Source organism: Streptomyces sp. NPDC054840 (assembly GCF_053611065.1).
Genome location: NZ_JBSGZP010000076.1, coordinates 1 through 17,140, shown reverse-complemented (window position 1 = coordinate 17,140; position 17,140 = coordinate 1). Strand labels below are relative to the sequence as shown.

At 72.2% G+C, this 17,140-nt stretch carries 16 protein-coding genes; 9 read left to right on the top strand and 7 right to left on the bottom strand.

The features are described from left to right. Positions 1-90: 90 nt before the first annotated feature. From ACWGIU_RS08460 to ACWGIU_RS08450, 3 genes are all read left to right on the top strand, one after another. Positions 91-852: a class II aldolase/adducin family protein gene (locus ACWGIU_RS08460; RefSeq protein WP_453703663.1), complete on the top strand. Its 762-nt coding sequence runs from the start codon at positions 91-93 to the stop codon at positions 850-852. A gap of 102 nt (positions 853-954) precedes the next feature. Next, entirely contained in the window at positions 955-2,211 is a 1,257-nt protein-coding gene (locus tag ACWGIU_RS08455) for a hypothetical protein (RefSeq protein WP_453703661.1), read from the top strand. A gap of 18 nt (positions 2,212-2,229) precedes the next feature. After that, positions 2,230-2,745 (top strand): TQO small subunit DoxD, encoded by a 516-nt coding sequence (locus tag ACWGIU_RS08450; RefSeq protein ID WP_453703659.1) that lies wholly within the window; start codon positions 2,230-2,232, stop codon positions 2,743-2,745. On the opposite strand, the gene ACWGIU_RS08445 is transcribed toward ACWGIU_RS08450, so the two are convergent. Together ACWGIU_RS08445 and ACWGIU_RS08440 are read right to left on the bottom strand one after the other, a co-directional pair. After that, on the bottom strand, positions 2,691-2,915 hold the full coding sequence (locus ACWGIU_RS08445) for a hypothetical protein (protein ID WP_453703657.1): 225 nt from the start codon (positions 2,913-2,915) through the stop codon (positions 2,691-2,693). The genes ACWGIU_RS08450 and ACWGIU_RS08445 overlap by 55 nt on opposite strands. After that, positions 2,902-4,230, bottom strand: coding sequence for a PspC domain-containing protein (locus ACWGIU_RS08440; protein WP_453703655.1), 1,329 nt, complete (start codon positions 4,228-4,230; stop codon positions 2,902-2,904). The genes ACWGIU_RS08445 and ACWGIU_RS08440 overlap by 14 nt, the downstream gene beginning before the upstream one ends. Positions 4,231-4,361: 131 nt before the next feature. Here ACWGIU_RS08440 and ACWGIU_RS08435 point away from each other — a divergent pair, with 131 nt between their 5' ends. From ACWGIU_RS08435 to ACWGIU_RS08425, 3 genes are all read left to right on the top strand, one after another. Beyond that, on the top strand, positions 4,362-5,657 hold the full coding sequence (locus ACWGIU_RS08435; RefSeq protein WP_453703653.1) for an ATP-binding protein: 1,296 nt from the start codon (positions 4,362-4,364) through the stop codon (positions 5,655-5,657). Next, a complete protein-coding gene (locus tag ACWGIU_RS08430) occupies positions 5,654-6,352 on the top strand; it encodes a LuxR C-terminal-related transcriptional regulator (protein WP_453703651.1) in 699 nt (232 codons plus the stop codon). Before ACWGIU_RS08435 ends, ACWGIU_RS08430 begins: the two co-directional genes overlap by 4 nt. A gap of 92 nt (positions 6,353-6,444) precedes the next feature. After that, entirely contained in the window at positions 6,445-7,548 is a 1,104-nt protein-coding gene (locus ACWGIU_RS08425; protein ID WP_453703649.1) for an alpha/beta hydrolase, read from the top strand. Between the two features lie 135 nt (positions 7,549-7,683). Here the strand turns inward: ACWGIU_RS08425 and ACWGIU_RS08420 are convergent, their stop codons facing one another. Then, the gene (locus tag ACWGIU_RS08420; protein ID WP_453703647.1) at positions 7,684-8,748 is read right to left on the bottom strand and encodes an NlpC/P60 family protein; all 1,065 of its coding nucleotides are present in this window, start codon (positions 8,746-8,748) and stop codon (positions 7,684-7,686) included. A gap of 143 nt (positions 8,749-8,891) precedes the next feature. Then, positions 8,892-9,245 carry a hypothetical protein gene (locus tag ACWGIU_RS08415; RefSeq protein ID WP_453703645.1) on the bottom strand — a complete coding sequence of 118 codons (354 nt, stop codon included), beginning with the start codon at positions 9,243-9,245 and terminating at the stop codon, positions 8,892-8,894. A 177-nt stretch (positions 9,246-9,422) separates the two neighbouring features. On the opposite strand from ACWGIU_RS08415, the gene ACWGIU_RS08410 reads away from it, so the two are divergent. Together ACWGIU_RS08410 and pcrA are read left to right on the top strand one after the other, a co-directional pair. Continuing rightward, on the top strand, positions 9,423-9,773 hold the full coding sequence (locus ACWGIU_RS08410; RefSeq protein ID WP_453703643.1) for an ArsR/SmtB family transcription factor: 351 nt from the start codon (positions 9,423-9,425) through the stop codon (positions 9,771-9,773). Next, positions 9,757-12,285, top strand: a complete 2,529-nt coding sequence (gene pcrA / locus ACWGIU_RS08405; protein WP_453703641.1) for a DNA helicase PcrA — start codon at positions 9,757-9,759, stop codon at positions 12,283-12,285. Before ACWGIU_RS08410 ends, pcrA begins: the two co-directional genes overlap by 17 nt. A gap of 119 nt (positions 12,286-12,404) precedes the next feature. Here pcrA and ACWGIU_RS08400 read toward each other — a convergent pair whose 3' ends face one another. Next, the gene (locus ACWGIU_RS08400; RefSeq protein WP_453703639.1) at positions 12,405-14,033 is read right to left on the bottom strand and encodes a M23 family metallopeptidase; all 1,629 of its coding nucleotides are present in this window, start codon (positions 14,031-14,033) and stop codon (positions 12,405-12,407) included. A gap of 164 nt (positions 14,034-14,197) precedes the next feature. Then, a complete protein-coding gene (locus ACWGIU_RS08395) occupies positions 14,198-14,977 on the bottom strand; it encodes an esterase/lipase family protein (protein WP_453703637.1) in 780 nt (259 codons plus the stop codon). A 174-nt stretch (positions 14,978-15,151) separates the two neighbouring features. Between ACWGIU_RS08395 and ACWGIU_RS08390 the strand changes: the two genes are divergently transcribed. Beyond that, positions 15,152-15,553: a cobalamin B12-binding domain-containing protein gene (locus ACWGIU_RS08390; RefSeq protein ID WP_030712743.1), complete on the top strand. Its 402-nt coding sequence runs from the start codon at positions 15,152-15,154 to the stop codon at positions 15,551-15,553. 133 nt (positions 15,554-15,686) lie between these two features. Here the strand turns inward: ACWGIU_RS08390 and ACWGIU_RS08385 are convergent. Further along, the coding region (locus ACWGIU_RS08385; protein WP_453703635.1) for a DUF5691 domain-containing protein at positions 15,687-17,140 on the bottom strand (1,454 nt) is incomplete at its 5' end.

The following is a 17,140-nucleotide window of genomic DNA, read 5'->3' as shown; positions in this document are numbered from 1 at the left end:
CCCGCGGGCGGCGGCTTCGCCGTTCCTCTGGCCAGTTGGCAGGGGCCCGGGTACCTTGCGCGGCGAGCCGAGCCGTCCGAAGGAGCGCCCATGCCGGACCAGCCCGTACCCGTGCCCGTGGAGCGGCTGGGCTTCGAGATGCCGCCCGTGCACGACACCGCCGGAGCGGCGCGTGCCCACCGCAAGGAGCGGCTCGCCGAGGCGCTGCGGCTGCTGGGGCGCCTCGGGTACGAGGACGGGGTGGCGGGGCAGATCACCGCACGGGACCCGGAGTTCGAGGACTGCTACTGGGTGAACCCCTTCGGCCGGGCCTTCACCGCGCTCACCGCCGACGACCTGCTGCTGGTCGACGGGGACGGGCGGGTGCTCCGGGGCGGCCGCCGGGTCAACCAGCTGGCCTTCGCCGTGCACGCGGCCGTCCACCGCCGGCGCCCCGAGGTGACCGCCGTCGTCCGCGCGCGGGCCCCGTACGGCCGGGCCCTCGCGGCCCTGGGCGAGCTGCTGGCCCCGATCACCGAGGAGGCGTGCGCCTTCTACGAGGACCACGCGCTCCTCGACGAATACTCCGGGCCCGACGAGCCGGAACGGACGGCGCTCGCGCTGGGCCCGTACAAGGCGCTCGTCCTGCGCAACCGGGGGCTGCTGACGGTGGGGGACTCCGTGGACGCCGCGGTCTGGTGGTTCATCGAGGCGGAACGGGCCGCGCAGGTGCAGCTGATCGCCCGCGCCGCCGGGAAGCCGCTGCCCATCGATCACCGCGCCGCGACCCTGACGCGCGAGCGGTTCGGGTCCGATCTGGCCGCCTGGGTGAGCTATCAGCCACTCAGGGAGCTGGTGGCGTCAACATCATGAACCGTTAATCACCTGCTCTGACATCGTGCGCAATCCGGAGCACTGTCGCAGTGGTGCACAATTCGCTGGCATTGCCCCGTAGTTCAGAGAGGCGGCACGTACGTGGCTGTCCAAGAGATGTCCCGAAGTACCCACACCACCGCCTGCGCCTGCCAGGAGTGCGCCCGCGAGGGCCACCGCCGCGCGGTCGCGGCGTTCCTGGAGAAGCGCGACGAGTTCGCCTCAGGGCAGGGCGTGCCGGCCGCCGTGGCCCACTCGCTCGGCGCCTCCCGCCAGTGGGTCTCCGACGAGCTGACCCTGTCCGCCCGCACCGTGGCCGACCGGGGCCGGGAGGCCGGCACCTCCTGGCTGTACCGGTTCTCGCGGCGGGCCGTCCTCGCCGTCTGGATCACCGCGGGGGTCCTGCTGCTGGTGCAGGTCGCCGCCGCGCTCGGCACCGGCTGGTCCACGGCGCGCACCGCCGGGCTGCTCGCCGCCCTGGTGCTGGCCGGGCTGCTCACCGCTGCGGCCCGCGCCCAGTCCGTGCGGGGCGGGCTGCTGGCCCCGCTGGTCGGCGAGGACAACCGGCTGTCCACCTCCAAGGCGGTGCCCAGCGCCTGGGTGGTGCTGACGGCCTTCGCCACGCTGCTGCCCGCCCTGCGGCTGGCCGCGTCGGCGCCCGGCCCCGAGCGGCAGGCGCTGTACGCGGGCCTCGCGCTGGACCGGGCGCTCCCGCTGCTGGCGGTCGTCTCGCTGACCTCGGCCGTGGCGGTGCTGGTGCGCAGGGTGGTCTCCGTACGGATCATGGGCCAGCGGCTGCAGAAGCTGCCGGCCGACCGGCCGCGCGGGGTGGACCTGCTGACCGACGACGCGGGCCGCGGGAGCTTCCCCGACGCGCAGTACGTGCTCGTCTCGACGGTGGTGCTCGGCTACGCGGCGGCCTCGCTGGCGCGCTTCCCCGACCGGCTGCCGCAGCTGCCGTGGGCGCTGGCCCTGCTGGTGGCGCTGTCGGCCGCGGTGTACCTGGCGGCGAAGTACGCGGAGGGCAGCCGTCCCCTGGTGCTGTCGGTGGTGCGCAGACGGGAGCCCGGGGATCTGGACGCGGCCGTCCGCCCCGGGGACGACATCGAGATCCGGGGTGTGGGCTTCGTGCCGCCCGGGGCGCAGACGCCGGAGATGCTGGCCCGTCTGGTCGTACGGATCGGGGCGGTGCACGTGCACGTGCCGCTGGTCCCGGTGGCGGGCGGATTCACCAACCCCTCCGACGGCGTGCTGACCGTGCCGGTCCCGGCGGAGGTGGAGCCGGGGCGCGTCGAGATCCAGGTGGTCACGGCCGCAGGGGTGGAATCCAACCGCTGCACCATCGATGTTGCCGAGTGATCGGGGTACACATGTCCCGTGAACCGAACCGATGTTCTTGAAACCGACGCCCCCCGCACCGCGACCGGCCTGCGTGAGCTGGCCTCCCGGCACGCCCTGCTGCCCCTGCGGCTCTTCCTCGGTGTGACCTTCGTGTACGCGGGGATCGACAAACTGACCGACCCGGCGTTCCTCTCCGCCTCCGGCGACGGTTCCATCGGCGACCTGATGCGCGGGGTGCGCGACACCTCGGCGATCCCCGCCATGGTGGACACGGCGCTGCACTCGCCCGTCGGCTTCGCCGTCGCCCTGGCCCTCGCGGAGATCCTGGTCGGCCTCGGAGCCCTGGCCGGCCTGCTGACCCGGATCGCGGCCGCCGGCGGGGCGCTGATCTCTCTCAGCCTGTGGCTGACGGTGTCGTGGGCGGTGACCCCGTACTACTACGGCAACGATCTGATCTACATGATCGCGTGGACCCCGCTGATCCTTGCCGGGGCGCCCTACCTGTCGCTGGACTCGGTGATCCGGTCGCGCCTGTCCCGGCGTACGGCGTAGGTCACCAGCCCGACCAGCGCGGCGAGGGTGAGCCCGCCCATGGTGATCGGGATGACCGCGAACCAGGGCAGGTCCGCCTCGCCGGTGTTTCCGGCCAGGTAGAGCAGGCCGGCCGCCACCAGGGCCAGCCCCGCGATCAGCCGTCCCGGCTGGAACTCATGACGCCGCACGGGCCACCTCCACCTGTCCGAAATCCGCACGGAGGTGCAGCTCGATCGTCCCGCCGGCCTCGGTGCCGGCAGCCGGCGCGAGGGTTTCCGTACGGTTCTGCTCTCCGACATGCTCGATCCGGTTCGCGCGGTCCCCGGGCATCTGCACGTCGCCCGCACGCCGGATGGTGACATCGGCCCGCGCGGTGACCTCCCGCGGCAGGACCACCTTGAGCCGGCCCGCGTCGATGGACGCCTCGACGGCGACCGTGGTGCCCTTCGGCACGTCCAGACGGCTCAGGTCCAAGGTGGCGAGCCCGGTGCCCGCCTCGTACACGGGCTTCACGTCGGCCACCGCGGCCGGACGCCACTCCACCCGCTGCCAGTCCGTGCCGATCTCCCGCGGCAGCACGGCCGCGCCCGCGAGCAGACCCGCGGTGAACACGGCCAGCACGATCGTGCCGAAGCCGGTATGTCCCAGCAGGGAACTCACCGCGAGGCCGAAACCGAAGACGACCAGCGCCGCGGCGAGCCCGGTCTGCAGGGCCTCACCGAGCGGGTTGCCCTCCCAGGTGGCGGCGGTCCCCGCGATCCCGGCCAGCAGCGCCAGCACGAAGACCCGGCCGCCGATGCCGCCGCGCGGGCGGGCCGGAGCGACGGGCGCCTTCGCGGCCGCCTGAGGGGTGCGGCGGCCGACCACCGCCGGATCGGCGGTGTCGTCGGGCCCCCACAGATATCCCGTCCCCCCGACCGGGCCGGTCGTCCCGTCCTTGACCAGCGGGTCCCGCCACCAGGACGGGCCGCCGGGGATGGGCGGCGCCTGCGTCTCCGGCGGGGCCGGCGAGTGCGCGGCGCGGGGGGCGCCGCCGACCGGGTCGGGCGCCTGCGCCTCGGGCCGGCCGGTGTGCCGCTTGCGCTGCGACCAGTACGAGGCCCCGCCCAGGGCCAGGACGACCAGCACCGAGAAGGCCGCCAGCCCGCCGTTGTCCAGCATCGACAGGAACAGCGCGCAGCCCACCAGCGCGGCGAACACGGCCGCCAGCGTGGCCCCCTCCACCCGGCCGGTCAGCAGCTTCTTCGCCTCGCTGTCCTCCTCGCCCTCCTGCGGGAGCAGCAGCCACGCGAAGCCGTAGAAGATCAGACCGACGCCGCCGGTGACCGCGAGGACACCGAGGACGATGCGGAAGACCACCGGGTCCAGGTCGAAGTACCGGCCGAGGCCGCCGCACACGCCCGCGAGGACCTTGTCGCGCTTGCTGCGGCGCAGGGGCGGCCTGGCGTCGGCGGCCCGCGGGGCCCCGGGCCCGGCCGGCGGGGCGTCGTGTACTTCGGTCATGGGTCCATGGTGACGGCACGCGGAAGCGAGCGGCATCCGGCCCTACCCTGGTGCAACCCTGATATCCGCCCGGTGGATGTGGGGGGATGCCCTGATGTCCGGCAACCACCGGGCGTGTGACCCTTGGTGACATGCCCGTAGCCGCCGCTCCTCGTATCCCGCACGCACCGGACGCCGACGAGGTGCCGCAGCGCAAGCTCTACCGCAGCGCCGACGGCCGGATGCTCGGCGGTGTCGCGCGCGGTCTCGCCGGGCACCTCGGGCTTCCGGTGGGCTGGGTCCGCCTGGCGTTCCTCCTGCTGTTCATGTGGGGCGACGGGCTGGGCGTGCTGCTGTACGCCGCGTTCTGGGTCTTCGTACCGCTCGGCGTCGGCGGCCGGACCGGGCACCGCTCCTTCTTCGAGACCCTCCCCGACGGCACCCGCCGGCTGCGCAAGCCCGACCGCGGGCAGATCACCGCGCTGATCGCCCTGTTCATCGGCGCGGCCATCTTCATCTCCAAGGTCCAGCAGGGCGGTGCATCCGGCCGGTACGTGTGGCCGACGCTGCTGGTCGGGGCCGGGGTGGTGCTCGTATGGCGGCAGGCCGACAACGCCCGCCGCGCCCACTGGTCGACGGCCGCCGGACGGCACGGGCGGCTCTTCCAGGTGGCGCGGGCGCTCGCCGGCGTCGCCCTGGTCGGCGTGGGCCTGACCGTCTTCATCGTCGTACGGGGCTCCGCGGCGCAGCTCGGCAACGTCCTCACCGCCACCCTCGCCGTCCTCGTGGGCGTGGCGCTGCTCGCCGGACCGTGGCTGATCCGGATGACCCAGGACCTGTCCGAGGAACGCCTGATGCGCATCCGCGCCCAGGAGCGCGCCGAGGTCGCCGCCCATGTGCACGACTCGGTGCTGCACACCCTCACCCTGATCCAGCGCAACGCGGAAGACGTCTCCGAGGTGCGCCGCCTCGCGCGGGCGCAGGAACGCGAGCTGCGGAACTGGCTCTACAAGCCCGAGGGCACCGGCAAGGACGAGGCCGAGGAGCCGGACACCCTGGCGGAGGCCGTGAAGAAGACCGCCGCCGAGGTGGAGGACCACCACGGTGTTGCGATCGAGGTCGTGGTGGTCGGGGACTGCCCGCTCGACGAGGGGCTGGCGGCACAGATCCAGGCCGCGCGCGAGGCGATGGTCAACGCCGCCAAGTACGGTGGCGAGGGCGGGCCCGTACAGGTGTACGCGGAGGTCGAGGGGATGACGGTGTTCGTGTCCGTTCGGGACCGGGGACCGGGCTTCGACATCGACGCGGTACCCGGTGACCGCATGGGCGTACGAGAATCGATCATCGGCCGGATGCAGCGCAACGGCGGGACCGCACGGCTGCGGTCCGCGCCCGACGGCGGCACGGAAGTCGAGCTGGAGATGGAGAGGGCGGCGAACACACCATGACCGAGGCCGGAGAGAACGCGGGCACGGGGGAGACCAGGCGGGTCCGGGTGGTGCTCGTCGACGACCACAGGATGTTCCGTACGGGCGTGCAGGCCGAGATCGGCGAGACCGACCGGACGGGCGTCGAGGTCGTCGGCGAGGCGGCCGACGTCGACCAGGCCGTCACCGTCATCACCGCCACGCGGCCCGAGGTGGTCCTGCTCGACGTGCACCTGCCCGGCGGCGGCGGCGTCGAGGTACTGCGGCGCTGCGCCCCGCTGATGGCAGCGGCCGAGAACCCGGTGCGGTTCCTGGCGCTGTCGGTGTCGGACGCGGCCGAGGACGTCATCGGGGTCATCCGGGGCGGCGCGCGCGGGTACGTCACCAAGACGATCACCGGCGCCGACCTGGTGGACTCGGTCTTCCGCGTGCAGGACGGGGACGCGGTGTTCTCGCCGAGGCTGGCGGGCTTCGTGCTCGACGCGTTCGCCTCGACGGACGCTCCGCCGGTCGACGAGGACCTGGACCGGCTCACGCAGCGCGAGCGCGAGGTGCTGCGGCTGATCGCGCGCGGGTATGCGTACAAGGAGATCGCCAAGCAGCTCTTCATCTCGGTGAAGACCGTGGAGTCGCACGTCTCCGCCGTCCTGCGCAAGCTCCAGCTCTCCAACCGGCACGAGCTGACCCGGTGGGCGACGGCCCGCCGCCTGGTCTGAGTCCGGCGTCGGACGTCTGACCTGCGGTGTGACCCACGCCGCAGGTCGACCTGGCAACCGGGAGCGCGCACGCCGCCCTCTAGGCTGACGTGATGAGCTTGACCGGTACACCCTTCTTCGCGACGGTGATCGCCCTGACGGTGATCGCCGTCGTCCTTCCGCTGGCCGTGTGGAGCAAGGTGCGCGGCCCGGCCGCCGTACGTGCCGTCACGCGCGCGTCGATGGTGGTGTTCGCCCAGGTCACAGCCGTCGCCGTGGTGTTCGTCGCGGTCAACCGGGCCGAGCACTTCTATGCCTCCTGGAGCGACCTGCTCGGTACCGGCACGTACGTCACGGCTGCCCCCGACCTCGGCCCGGACGGGCTCGGCGGCAAGAAGGTCGAAGAGGCGCCGAAGGTCAAGCAGGACTTCCAGCCGGTCGAGGGGCTGGGCGGTCGGGTCAAGAAGACGGAGCTCGACGGCAAGGTCTCCGGAGTCAAGGGCGATGTCATGGTGTGGCTGCCGCCGCAGTACGACGATCCGGCCTACAAGGACAAGAAGTTCCCGGTGGTCGAGCTGATACCGGGCATACCGGGGACGGGCAAGTCCTGGTTCCAGGGGCTCAAGGCGCACGAGGTGCTGGAGCCGCTGATGAAGAGCGGCAAGGTGCAGCCGTTCATCCTGGTCTCGCCGCGCGCCATGCTGCTCGGCAACGGCGACACCGGCTGCGCCAACATCCCCGGCAAGGTCAACGCGGACAGCTGGTTCAGCGTCGACGTCCGCAAGATGGTCGTCGACAACTTCCGGGCCTCGGACGAGGCCCGCACCTGGGGCGTGGCCGGCTACTCGGCCGGCGCGTACTGCGCCGCCAAGCTCGCCATCGCCCACCCCGACCGCTACAGCGCGGCCGTCTCCCTGTCCGGCTACAACGACCCGGGGCAGGAGCCCTCGTCGCTGGTCGCCAAGGACCCCGAACTGCGCCGCACGCACAACCTGAAGAACGTGCTCCAGGCCGCGCCCACCCCGCCGCCGGTGGCGCTGTGGATGTCGGGGGCAGAGCAGGACGGCTACCTGTCCGGCACGGACCTCAAGGCGATCGCCAAGAGCCCGACCGTGGTCCACGCGGAGAAGGTCGTCGGCGGGCACAACCTCGAATCGTGGTCCAAGCAGCTGCCGCAGACCTTCGGCTGGCTGAGCGGCGTGGTCAAGACGCCGTAGGCCGATCGGCGGACGCGGACGCGGCCGGGGTCGTGCCGGCGTATCAGCGGCGCACCCGCGGAGCCACGTGGCGCCGCCCTCGGCTCCTGCCTCCGCCGGCGCGGAACGTGCGGGTACTGCGCCAGGGCTGGGCGGTCACGCGGGGCGGGAGGCGCCGGCCCAGGGCATCGAGTCGATCGGCGCCGGCCGGACCGTCGATCCGGGGCGCGGGGCGTGGATCATCTGGCCGTTGCCGATGTAGAGGCCGACGTGGGTCACCCCGGAGTAGAAGAACACCAGGTCGCCGGGGGCCAGCTGGTCACGGGACACGCGCCGGCCGGCGTTGATCTGGGTGTAGGTGGTGCGGGGCAGCGAGACCCCGGCCGAGCGCCACGCCGCCTGGGTCAGGCCGGAGCAGTCGAAAGACCCCGGGCCCGTCGCGCCCCAGACGTACGGCTTGCCGATCGCGCCGTACGCGAAGGCCACGGCGCGGGCCGCGCGCGAACCGTCGGACGGGAGCGGGGGCGTGCTGCCCTTGGACGCGGCGGGTGCGGCGGGAGCGGCGGGTGCGGTGGCCGGTCCGCCGGGCGACTGGGCCTCGTAGGCGGCCCGCTCCTCGGCGGTGAGCCGGGCCAGCAGGTTCTTGGCGGCGGTGAGCTTCTCCTCGATCACGGCCTTGTGCCCGGCGAGCTCTTCCTGGCGGGAGCGGAGGTCCGAGAGCCGCCCGGAGGCCTGCTCGCGGAGCTTGCCGACCTCGTCGAGCCGGCGGCGCACGGTGGTGATCCCGGCGGCGTTACGGTCCCCGGCACGGGCGATGAACGCGCTCCGGGAGAGATACTCCTGCGGGTCGGAGGCCAGCGCGAGCTGGACGGCGGTACCCAGCGACCCGCTGCGGTACTGGGAGGCGGCGAGCGTGCCGAGCGCGCTGCGGGCGGTGTTGAGCTGGTCGGTCTTGCGGGCGGTCTCCTCGCGCAGTCCGGTCAGCGCGCGTTCGGCCTCGTCCGCCTGCTCCTTCGCCCCGTTGTACTGCTCGGTCGCCGCCTCGGCCTCCTCGTAGAGCCGGTCCACCTCCGACTTGACCTGGGCGGGGGTGGGCCGGGGGGCGGCCTGGGAAGCGCCTTCGAAGACGGTGGCAGCGCCCGCGAGGGCGAGGGTGGCGGCGGTCGTGCGTACCGGGCCGCCGGAGAGCGGGCGCTGCCTGGGCTTTCGATGACTGGCCACGCGGGCCTCACATCCTTCCTCTGTCGGTGCTTGGAGGAGGACGCTAGACCCGTGGGTAACGGGCGGATGACGAGATGAACGCAAGTGGCTCGATACGACCGGAGCTGGCCGCCGAGGACCGGAATGGATCGTTCCGGTGTGGGTCAGTGCCAGAGAAGGGCGATGAAGATGTTGATCACGGTCAGCCCGCCGACCGCCCCGAACAGCGCCTTGTCCACCTGCTCCTCGTCGCGCTTGACGTAGACGAGGCAGAGGATCACGAAGAGTATCGCGAGCTTCACGCCGACCTTGACGTTGTTGACGGGGGTCCCGTCCATCTGGTTGAAGCCGACCAGGAGTACGCCGGTGACCAGCATGGTGAGCGCGCCGTGCAGCATGGCGGGCGTGAAACGGGCGGTGCCCGCGCTCATCGCCTTCATCTGGGTCAGGAACCCACCGAGGAGCGAGGCGATCCCGATGATGTGCAGGCCGACGAAGACACTGATGAGTACGTCCATGGCGTCGAGCGTACGAGGCGGCCCGGTCGGCCGGGGAAGCGGGTCGATCCGGCCGTGAGGACCGCCGGCCGCGACGACCGCGGGCCCTGGCGACCGCCGGCTTCTCGGACGATTCAATTGTACGAGATCTTCGAACGGTACGGCATTATCCGTACGAGATCTGCGTACAGTGGGGTCATGCCTGCTGCCGCCGCCGAGCCGAGCCACCCCGCCGCCGACCGCATCGAGCTCGTCGAGGTCCTGGCGGCGCTCGGACATCCCGTCCGGCTGGAGATCGTCCGCAAGCTGGCCTCCGGCGAAGAGGCGTGCTGCGGTGAGGTCGTCCCCGGCCTGCCCCGCTCCAGCGTCACGCACCACCTCAAGACGCTGCGCGAGAGCGGGCTCGTCTGCCAGCGCCCCCAGGGCCGCAAGCTCTTCCTCGCGCTGCGCCGCGAGGACCTGGAGCTCCGTTTTCCCGGTCTGCTCGAACTCGTGCTGGCCTGTCGGTCCCGCCCCCTAGACTCGGAATGCGATGAGCAGCCTCTTTGACGACAGTTTCCTGGCGGACCTCACCCCCTCCGAGGAAGTCCCGCCGCCGCCCGAGGATCACGCCGCCCCCGAAGCGGGCGCGGACGATCTCTTCGGGGGCCGGTTCGACGTACCCATGAGCGGGGACGCGTACTACCGGGACGGCGCCCCCAGGCCCGTCATCGACCCGGCGACGCTCCTGGACGGGCTCAACGAGGAGCAGCGCGCGGCCGTGGTGCACGCGGGTTCCCCGCTGCTCATCGTGGCCGGCGCCGGCTCCGGCAAGACCCGGGTGCTGACCCACCGCATCGGGCACCTGCTGTCCGCGCGAAACGTCCACCCCGGCCAGATCCTGGCGATCACCTTCACCAACAAGGCCGCCGGTGAGATGAAGGAGCGCGTCGAGGGCCTGGTCGGCCCGCGCGCGAACGCCATGTGGGTCTCCACCTTCCACAGCGCGTGCGTGCGCATCCTGCGCCGCGAGTCCAAGCGGCTCGGCTTCACGTCCTCGTTCTCGATCTACGACGCGGCCGACTCGAAGCGCCTGATGGCGCTCGTCTGCCGCGACCTGGATCTGGACCCGAAGAAGTTCCCGCCGAAGGCCTTCAACGCCAAGATCTCGAACCTGAAGAACGAGCTGATCGACGAGGAAGCCTTCGCCGACCAAGCGGTGGACGGCTTCGAGAAGACCCTGGCCCAGGCGTACGCGATGTACCAGGGGCGGCTGCGCGAGGCCAACGCCCTCGACTTCGACGACATCATCATGACCACGGTCCACCTGCTCCAGGCGTTCCCGGACGTCGCCGAGCACTACCGGCGCCGCTTCCGGCACGTCCTCGTCGACGAGTACCAGGACACCAACCACGCGCAGTACACGCTGGTGCGCGAGCTGGTGGGCACCGGCTACCCCGACCTGCCCCCGGCCGAGCTGTGCGTGGTGGGTGACGCAGACCAGTCGATCTACGCCTTCCGCGGCGCGACCATCCGCAACATCCTCCAGTTCGAAGAGGACTACAAGGACGCGACGACGATCCTGCTGGAGCAGAACTACCGCTCCACGCAGACGATCCTCTCGGCCGCCAACGCGGTCATCGAGCGCAACGAGAACCGCCGCGCGAAGAACCTGTGGACCCAGGCCGGCACCGGCGCCGTCATCACCGGTTACGTCGCGGACACCGAGCACGACGAGGCCCAGTTCGTCGCCGACGAGATCGACCGGCTGACGGACGCGGGCGACGCCAAGGCGGGCGACGTCGCGATCTTCTACCGGACCAACGCGCAGTCCCGCGTGTTCGAGGAGATCTTCATCCGGGTCGGACTGCCCTACAAGGTCGTCGGCGGCGTCCGCTTCTACGAGCGCAAGGAGGTCCGCGACGTCCTCGCGTACCTGCGCGTCCTGGCGAACCCGGAGGACAACGTCCCGCTGCGGCGCATCCTGAACGTGCCCAAGCGCGGCATCGGCGAACGCGCCGAGGCGATGATCGACGCCCTCGCGATGCGCGAGAAGATCACCTTCCCGCAGGCCCTGCGCCGCGTGGACGAGGCCTTCGGCATGGCAGCGCGGTCCACGAACGCGGTGAAGCGGTTCAACGTGCTGATGGAGGAGCTGGGCACGATCGTCGACTCGGGCGCGGGCCCGGCGGTGGTGCTGGAGGCGGTGCTGGAGCGGACGGGTTACCTCGCCGAGCTCCAGGCGTCGACCGACCCGCAGGACGAGACGCGCATCGAGAACCTGCAGGAGCTCGCGGCCGTGGCGCTGGAGTTCGAGCAGGCACGCGAGGCCGCGGCGGCCGAGGCCGCCGAGACCGGGGCCCCGGCTCCCGGGTCCGGCACCCTGGCCGAGTTCCTGGAGCAGGTCGCGCTCGTCGCCGACTCCGACCAGATCCCGGACGAGGACACCGAGGGCACGGGCGTCATCACGCTGATGACCCTGCACACCGCCAAGGGCCTCGAATTCCCCGTGGTCTTCCTGACCGGTATGGAGGACGGGGTCTTCCCGCACATGCGGGCGCTGGGCCAGACCAAGGAGCTGGAGGAGGAGCGCCGTCTCGCGTACGTGGGCATCACGCGGGCGCGCGAGCGGCTGTACCTGACGCGCTCCAGCATGCGCAGCGCGTGGGGTACGCCCTCCTACAACCCGCCGTCGCGGTTCCTGGAAGAGATTCCGGCCGAGTACCTCACATGGAAGAGGACGGGCGCGACGCAGAAGCCGGCGGGTCCGATGCGGAGCTCGGGGTACGGTTCGTCGTCGTCGTCGTCCGGATCGGGCAGGGCGACGTTCGGCACCTCGCCGGAGGCGTTCCTGTCCTCGTCGCGTACGAAGTCGGGGCCGTCCGGATTCGCGACGCGGCGGGCCGCCGACAAGCCGGTCATCGCGCTGGTGGTCGGGGACCGGGTCACGCACGACCAGTTCGGGCTCGGCACCGTCATGGAGGTCAAGGGGGCGGGCGCGGACGCGCAGGCCACCATCGACTTCGGGGACGACAAGCCCAAGCGGCTGCTGCTGCGTTACGCGCCGGTGCAGAAGCTGTAGGACGACGGGCGGCCGCGCGGCCTTCGGTACGGCCGCGCGGTAGTCACATCGGGGGTAGATGGGGGAGTCACGTCAGCCGGTGAGGCCAGCTGGTTACGTCAGCCGGTTATGTCCGCCGGTTACGTCGGGTCCAGGCCGTGGCTGCGCAGCCACGTCAGGGGGTCGATCGCGGAGCCGCCGCCCGGCCGGACCTCGAAGTGGAGGTGCGGGCCGGTGGAGTTGCCCGAGTTGCCCGAGTAGGCGATGACCTCGCCCGCCTTGACCTTGCCGCCGCGGATCTTGGTGGAGCTGAGGTGGCAGTACCAGGTCTCGGTCCCGTCGGGCGCGGTCACTATCGCCATGTTCCCGTAGGCACTGTTGTACTGGGTGCGCACGGTGCCGTCGGTGGCCGCCATGACCGGGGTTCCGTAGGAGACCGGGAAGTCGATGCCGGTGTGCACCGACATCCACATGCCGCCGGCCTGACCGAAGTTGGCGCTGAGGCCGTGCTGGTTCACCGGGATCGCGAACTTGGGGCGGGCGGCCTCCTTGGCTGCGGCCTCCTCCGCCTTCTTCTTCTTTTCCTCTTCCTGGCGCTCGCGCAGGTCGATGCGCTCCTGCGTACGGCTCGCGCGGTCCGCGAAGTCGCCCGCGTCGGCGCTGAGCGCGACCAGTTGGGTGTCGAGCTTGGTGTTCGCCGCGACCGGTTTCACCGAGGCCGGATCGGGCGCGGCCATGGTGGTGGGCGCCTCGGCGGGCCGGTCTGTGCCGGTGAGGCCGCCGACGGAGGCGGCCGCGACACCCGCGACGCCCATCACGCAGGCGGAGGGCACGGCCACGGTCAGCAAGGCGGAACGCTTCGCCGGGTTGCGGCGACGGCTGTTGCCGCTGCCGGTGCTGCTCGCCTTGGCGCCCGAGCCGGCCTTGCCGTTGCCCTTGGCGGCCGTCCGGCGCGCGGAGCGCGGGGTCGAGGTCACGGTCATGGTCTGGGTGGGGAGGTCGTGGACCTCGGGGAGATCGCGTGCCTCGGGCAGATCGGGCGCCTCGGGCGCCTCATGGACCTGCGGCGTCTCGTCGGAGAGCACCTCGAAGACGGCGGTCTCGCTGTACGTGACGGACCCGGTCTCGAAACCGGTCTCGAACCCGCTCCGGTGACCGGAGTCGATGACACCGGCCTCGGTGGCCTCGTAGGCGTAGCCGACAGTGGTCGCCTCGTAGGTGTACTCCTGCTGCGCGGGTTCGGGCGCGGGCCGGTACTCATACGTGTAGGCGGCCTCGGGCTGGGCCGGGGTCTCGGCGACGGTGTTCCAGGCGGTGGCGTCGTAGGCGCCGGTCTCGGTGCCGGTGGTGCCGTAGCCCGGCATCGCCCAATGCCCGGTCTGCTCACCGGAGGTGTCGTAGCCGAAGGAGGGCTGCTGGTACTGCGTGTAGCCGGAGTAGTCCGAGCTCGGCGTGTTCCAGGCGCTCGCGTCCCAGCTTCCCGTGGTGTCCGCGGGGGCGGCCTGGGCCGGGATCGTGGACAGGTAACTGTCCTGCGAGGCCCATGCGGTGGCGTCGTACGCACCCGTGTCGTAGGAGCCGTAGGCGGCGTAATTAACCCCTTGGCCCTGCGTTTCATAGGTAACGTAGGTCGAGTCACCAGCGAAAGCGGTGGTGGAAAGGCCGTCGTACCCGGGATCCGGATACTGGCCCGACGTGGGGCGGTCGTTCACCAACTTCTCTTTCGCCTCGGCAGTGGGGGCCTGGGTGGCCGGGAACGCAAGGTTCACCGGAGGAGAGCAGTGGCGTGACTGTACCCGGCGGTTACTCGCCACGACAATCTTCGCCGGGTCCCCAGATCTCCGGAACCGGGCATTCGGCCGTCTTTCGGTCGCCGAAATGCGGACCCTTGGCCTTGAGTTCGAAATTAGTTCGACTGCTGGTCGGTCGTCGGCTAGGCGACGGAGGCGGCATCCGAGCCCGTGACGGCGGTCAGACCGGGCCCGTCGAGGGTGCGCCGGACCGCCGCGATCACCGTGGGATGGGTGGCCAGCGCGAGATGTCCGATACCGGTGACCTGCACGTTCTCCACACATAGATCCGGGTGCTCGATCCGCGCGGCTCCGACCGGAGTCATCAGCGCGTCGAACTCGCTCCAGAACGCGACGCATCGGGTGGCACAGCCAGGCGCGGGCGCGGCGAGCTCGGTCAGCACCTCGGAGTCAGGGCGGATCTGCCGTATCAGCGGGTGCGCGTCCATGAAGGGGGCGACCCGGGTGCCGGCGTGCGGGCTGCCCAGGGTGACAAGGGTCCGGACGCGGCTGTCGCCGCCGAGCCGCTGCACGTAGTACCGGCCGATCAGCCCGCCCAGGCTGTGCCCGACCAGATCCACCCGCTCCTGTCCGGTGCGCTCGCAGAGCTCCTCGGCACGCCGGGCGAGATGGCGGGCGGTGACGCGCAGGTCGAGGGTGAAGGGTGAGTAGTTGTACGCCTCCACGTGCCGGCCTCCCGCTCCAAGGGCGCGGCGCAGCAGGACGAAGACGGATCGGTTGTCGGTGAACCCGTGGAGAAGGAGGACCGGAGGCCGTGTCGCGGGCGGGCGGGTGGTGACCTTTTCCTGGCACACTCCGGTGGGATACAGCAGGAGGTGCCCGCCGAACACCATCACCTCGAGCGCGCCGGCCCGCAGCGCGGCGCCGGACAAGGGCATGGACATGGGTATGGACAGCCCCATCGACGGCCTCCCCTGAGCCTCAGCGGGACCGCGGCGCTCGCACCACCGTGCCGTGCGGCTGTCGGCACGGTGGCGCAATGCCGTCCCACGTGTGATTTCCCCCTCGTGGTCGACCGCGAAACGGCGGCGTGCGCGATGCTGTACTTAACGTTCGTTCACTCGGGAGGCAGTGCGATGGGTGTGACCGGTCCGATCCGTGTGGTGGTGGCCAAGCCGGGTCTCGACGGCCACGACCGCGGGGCCAAGGTGATCGCGCGGGCGCTGCGGGACGCGGGCATGGAGGTCATCTACACCGGCCTCCACCAGACCCCCGAGCAGATCGTGGACACCGCCATCCAGGAGGACGCCGACGCCATCGGCCTCTCGATCCTTTCCGGCGCCCACAACACGCTCTTCGCGCGCGTGCTGGAACTCCTCAAGGAGCGCGACGCGGAGGACATCAAGGTCTTCGGCGGCGGCATCATCCCGGAGGACGACATCGCCCCTCTGAAGGAGAAGGGCGTGGCCGAGATCTTCACGCCGGGCGCGACGACGACCGCCATCGTGGAGTGGGTCAACGCCCACGTCCGCCAGTAGCCCCTCCGGCGGTCTGGCAACGATCGGGCAGCGCCGCGCACGTGCGGCCCTGCCCGCCTTCGAGGCGCGGGATCCGGGGCAAGCCCCGGCCCGTACCCGGCCGAGCCGCCGCCGGGGATGAGCGGGACAGCCCTCAGGGGGCCAGTTCGGCCAGCATCGTCGCGCGGAGGCGAAGGGTCGAGACCAGTCGCCGGAACGCCTCGGCCCAGTACGCGGCCGCACCGGGGGCCGCGTCCGGCAGATCCTCCGCGGCCGTGGTCAGGGCCTCCAGCCGGCCCGCTTCCGCGGGATCGAGGCAGCGCTCCGCCAGGCCCATCACCCCGCTGAAGCTCCACGGGTAGCTGCCCGCGTCCCGGGCCGTGTCCAGCGCGTCCACGACCGCCCGGCCGAGCGTCCCCGCCCACGGCACCACGCACACCCCGAGCAGCTGGAACGCTTCCGACAGCCCGTGGGCCCGTATGAACTCCGCGACCCACTCCGCCCGCTCCGCGTGCGGGAGGGTTTCCAGCAGCTTGGCCCGTTCCGCGAGCGAGGCCGTGCCCGGGCCCGCCGCGGGCGGCGCGGACGCCGGGCCGAGCAGGGCCCGCGACCACGGCGCGTCGCGCTGGCGCACGGCCGCCCGGCACCACGCCGCGTGCAGCTCCTCCGTCCAGCCGTCGCCCGCGGCCACCGGCAGCGCCACTATCCCCGCCGGGCCGAGCCCCCCGAACCGCTCCCGCCAGCACGACAGCGGCGCAGCCTCCACCAACTGGCCCAGCCACCAGGCACGCTCCCCGCGTCCGGCGGGCGGCCGCTTGACCACCCCGTCGCGGAGCATCCCCGCGTCGCACTCGGCCGGCGGAGTCACCCCCTCCGGGCCCACACAGGCCAACGCGCGCTCCGCCATCCGCCCCGCCAGCGCCGAGCCCGGCAGCGCGGACAGCAACTCGGCGGCCGTGGCACGCACATTGCGGCTTCGGTCACCCAACGCCGCCTCCAGGAACGGCTCGTCCTGCTCCGACAGTCCCATCCTCAGCGAATCGAGGAACATCAGCCGGTCCTCGGCCCGTTCGGTGGCCCAGGTCGTCATCAGCAGCCGCGGCGCGGCCGCCGCCTCGTGGGCCCGGACGGCACCGAGCAGGGCCACCCGCTCCGCGAACAGCCCCTCCAGCCAGAGCCGTTCCACCGCGGTCCGGTCCGTCACCGCGGGCAGTTCCCCCGCGCCGCCCGAACCCCCGCGCAGGGCGAACCGCCAGTCCGGATTCATCCGCGCCAGCCACAGCCCCCGCGTCCCTGCCAGGGCCAGGGCCTGCGGCCGCAGGTCCGTACGGGCCCGGGCCGCGTCCAGCAGCGCGGGTACGAGCGCGGCCGGCGAGCGGTAGCCGTGCCGCGCGGCCGCGGCCAGCCACTGCGGCAGCAGCTCCGTCAGGTCCGGGGCGCTCCCGCGCCGCCCGCCGCCGTTGACCGGGCCGCTACGCCCGGCCAGCAACTGCGCCAGCCTGCGGCCGGCCGCCACCGGTGGCGCCGGCCGGGGGTCGCGGGGCGCGGGCTCCGGCCTCGGCCCGGCCTCGGCCGGTCGCAGCCCGGCCCGGCGCCGCACGGCATGCA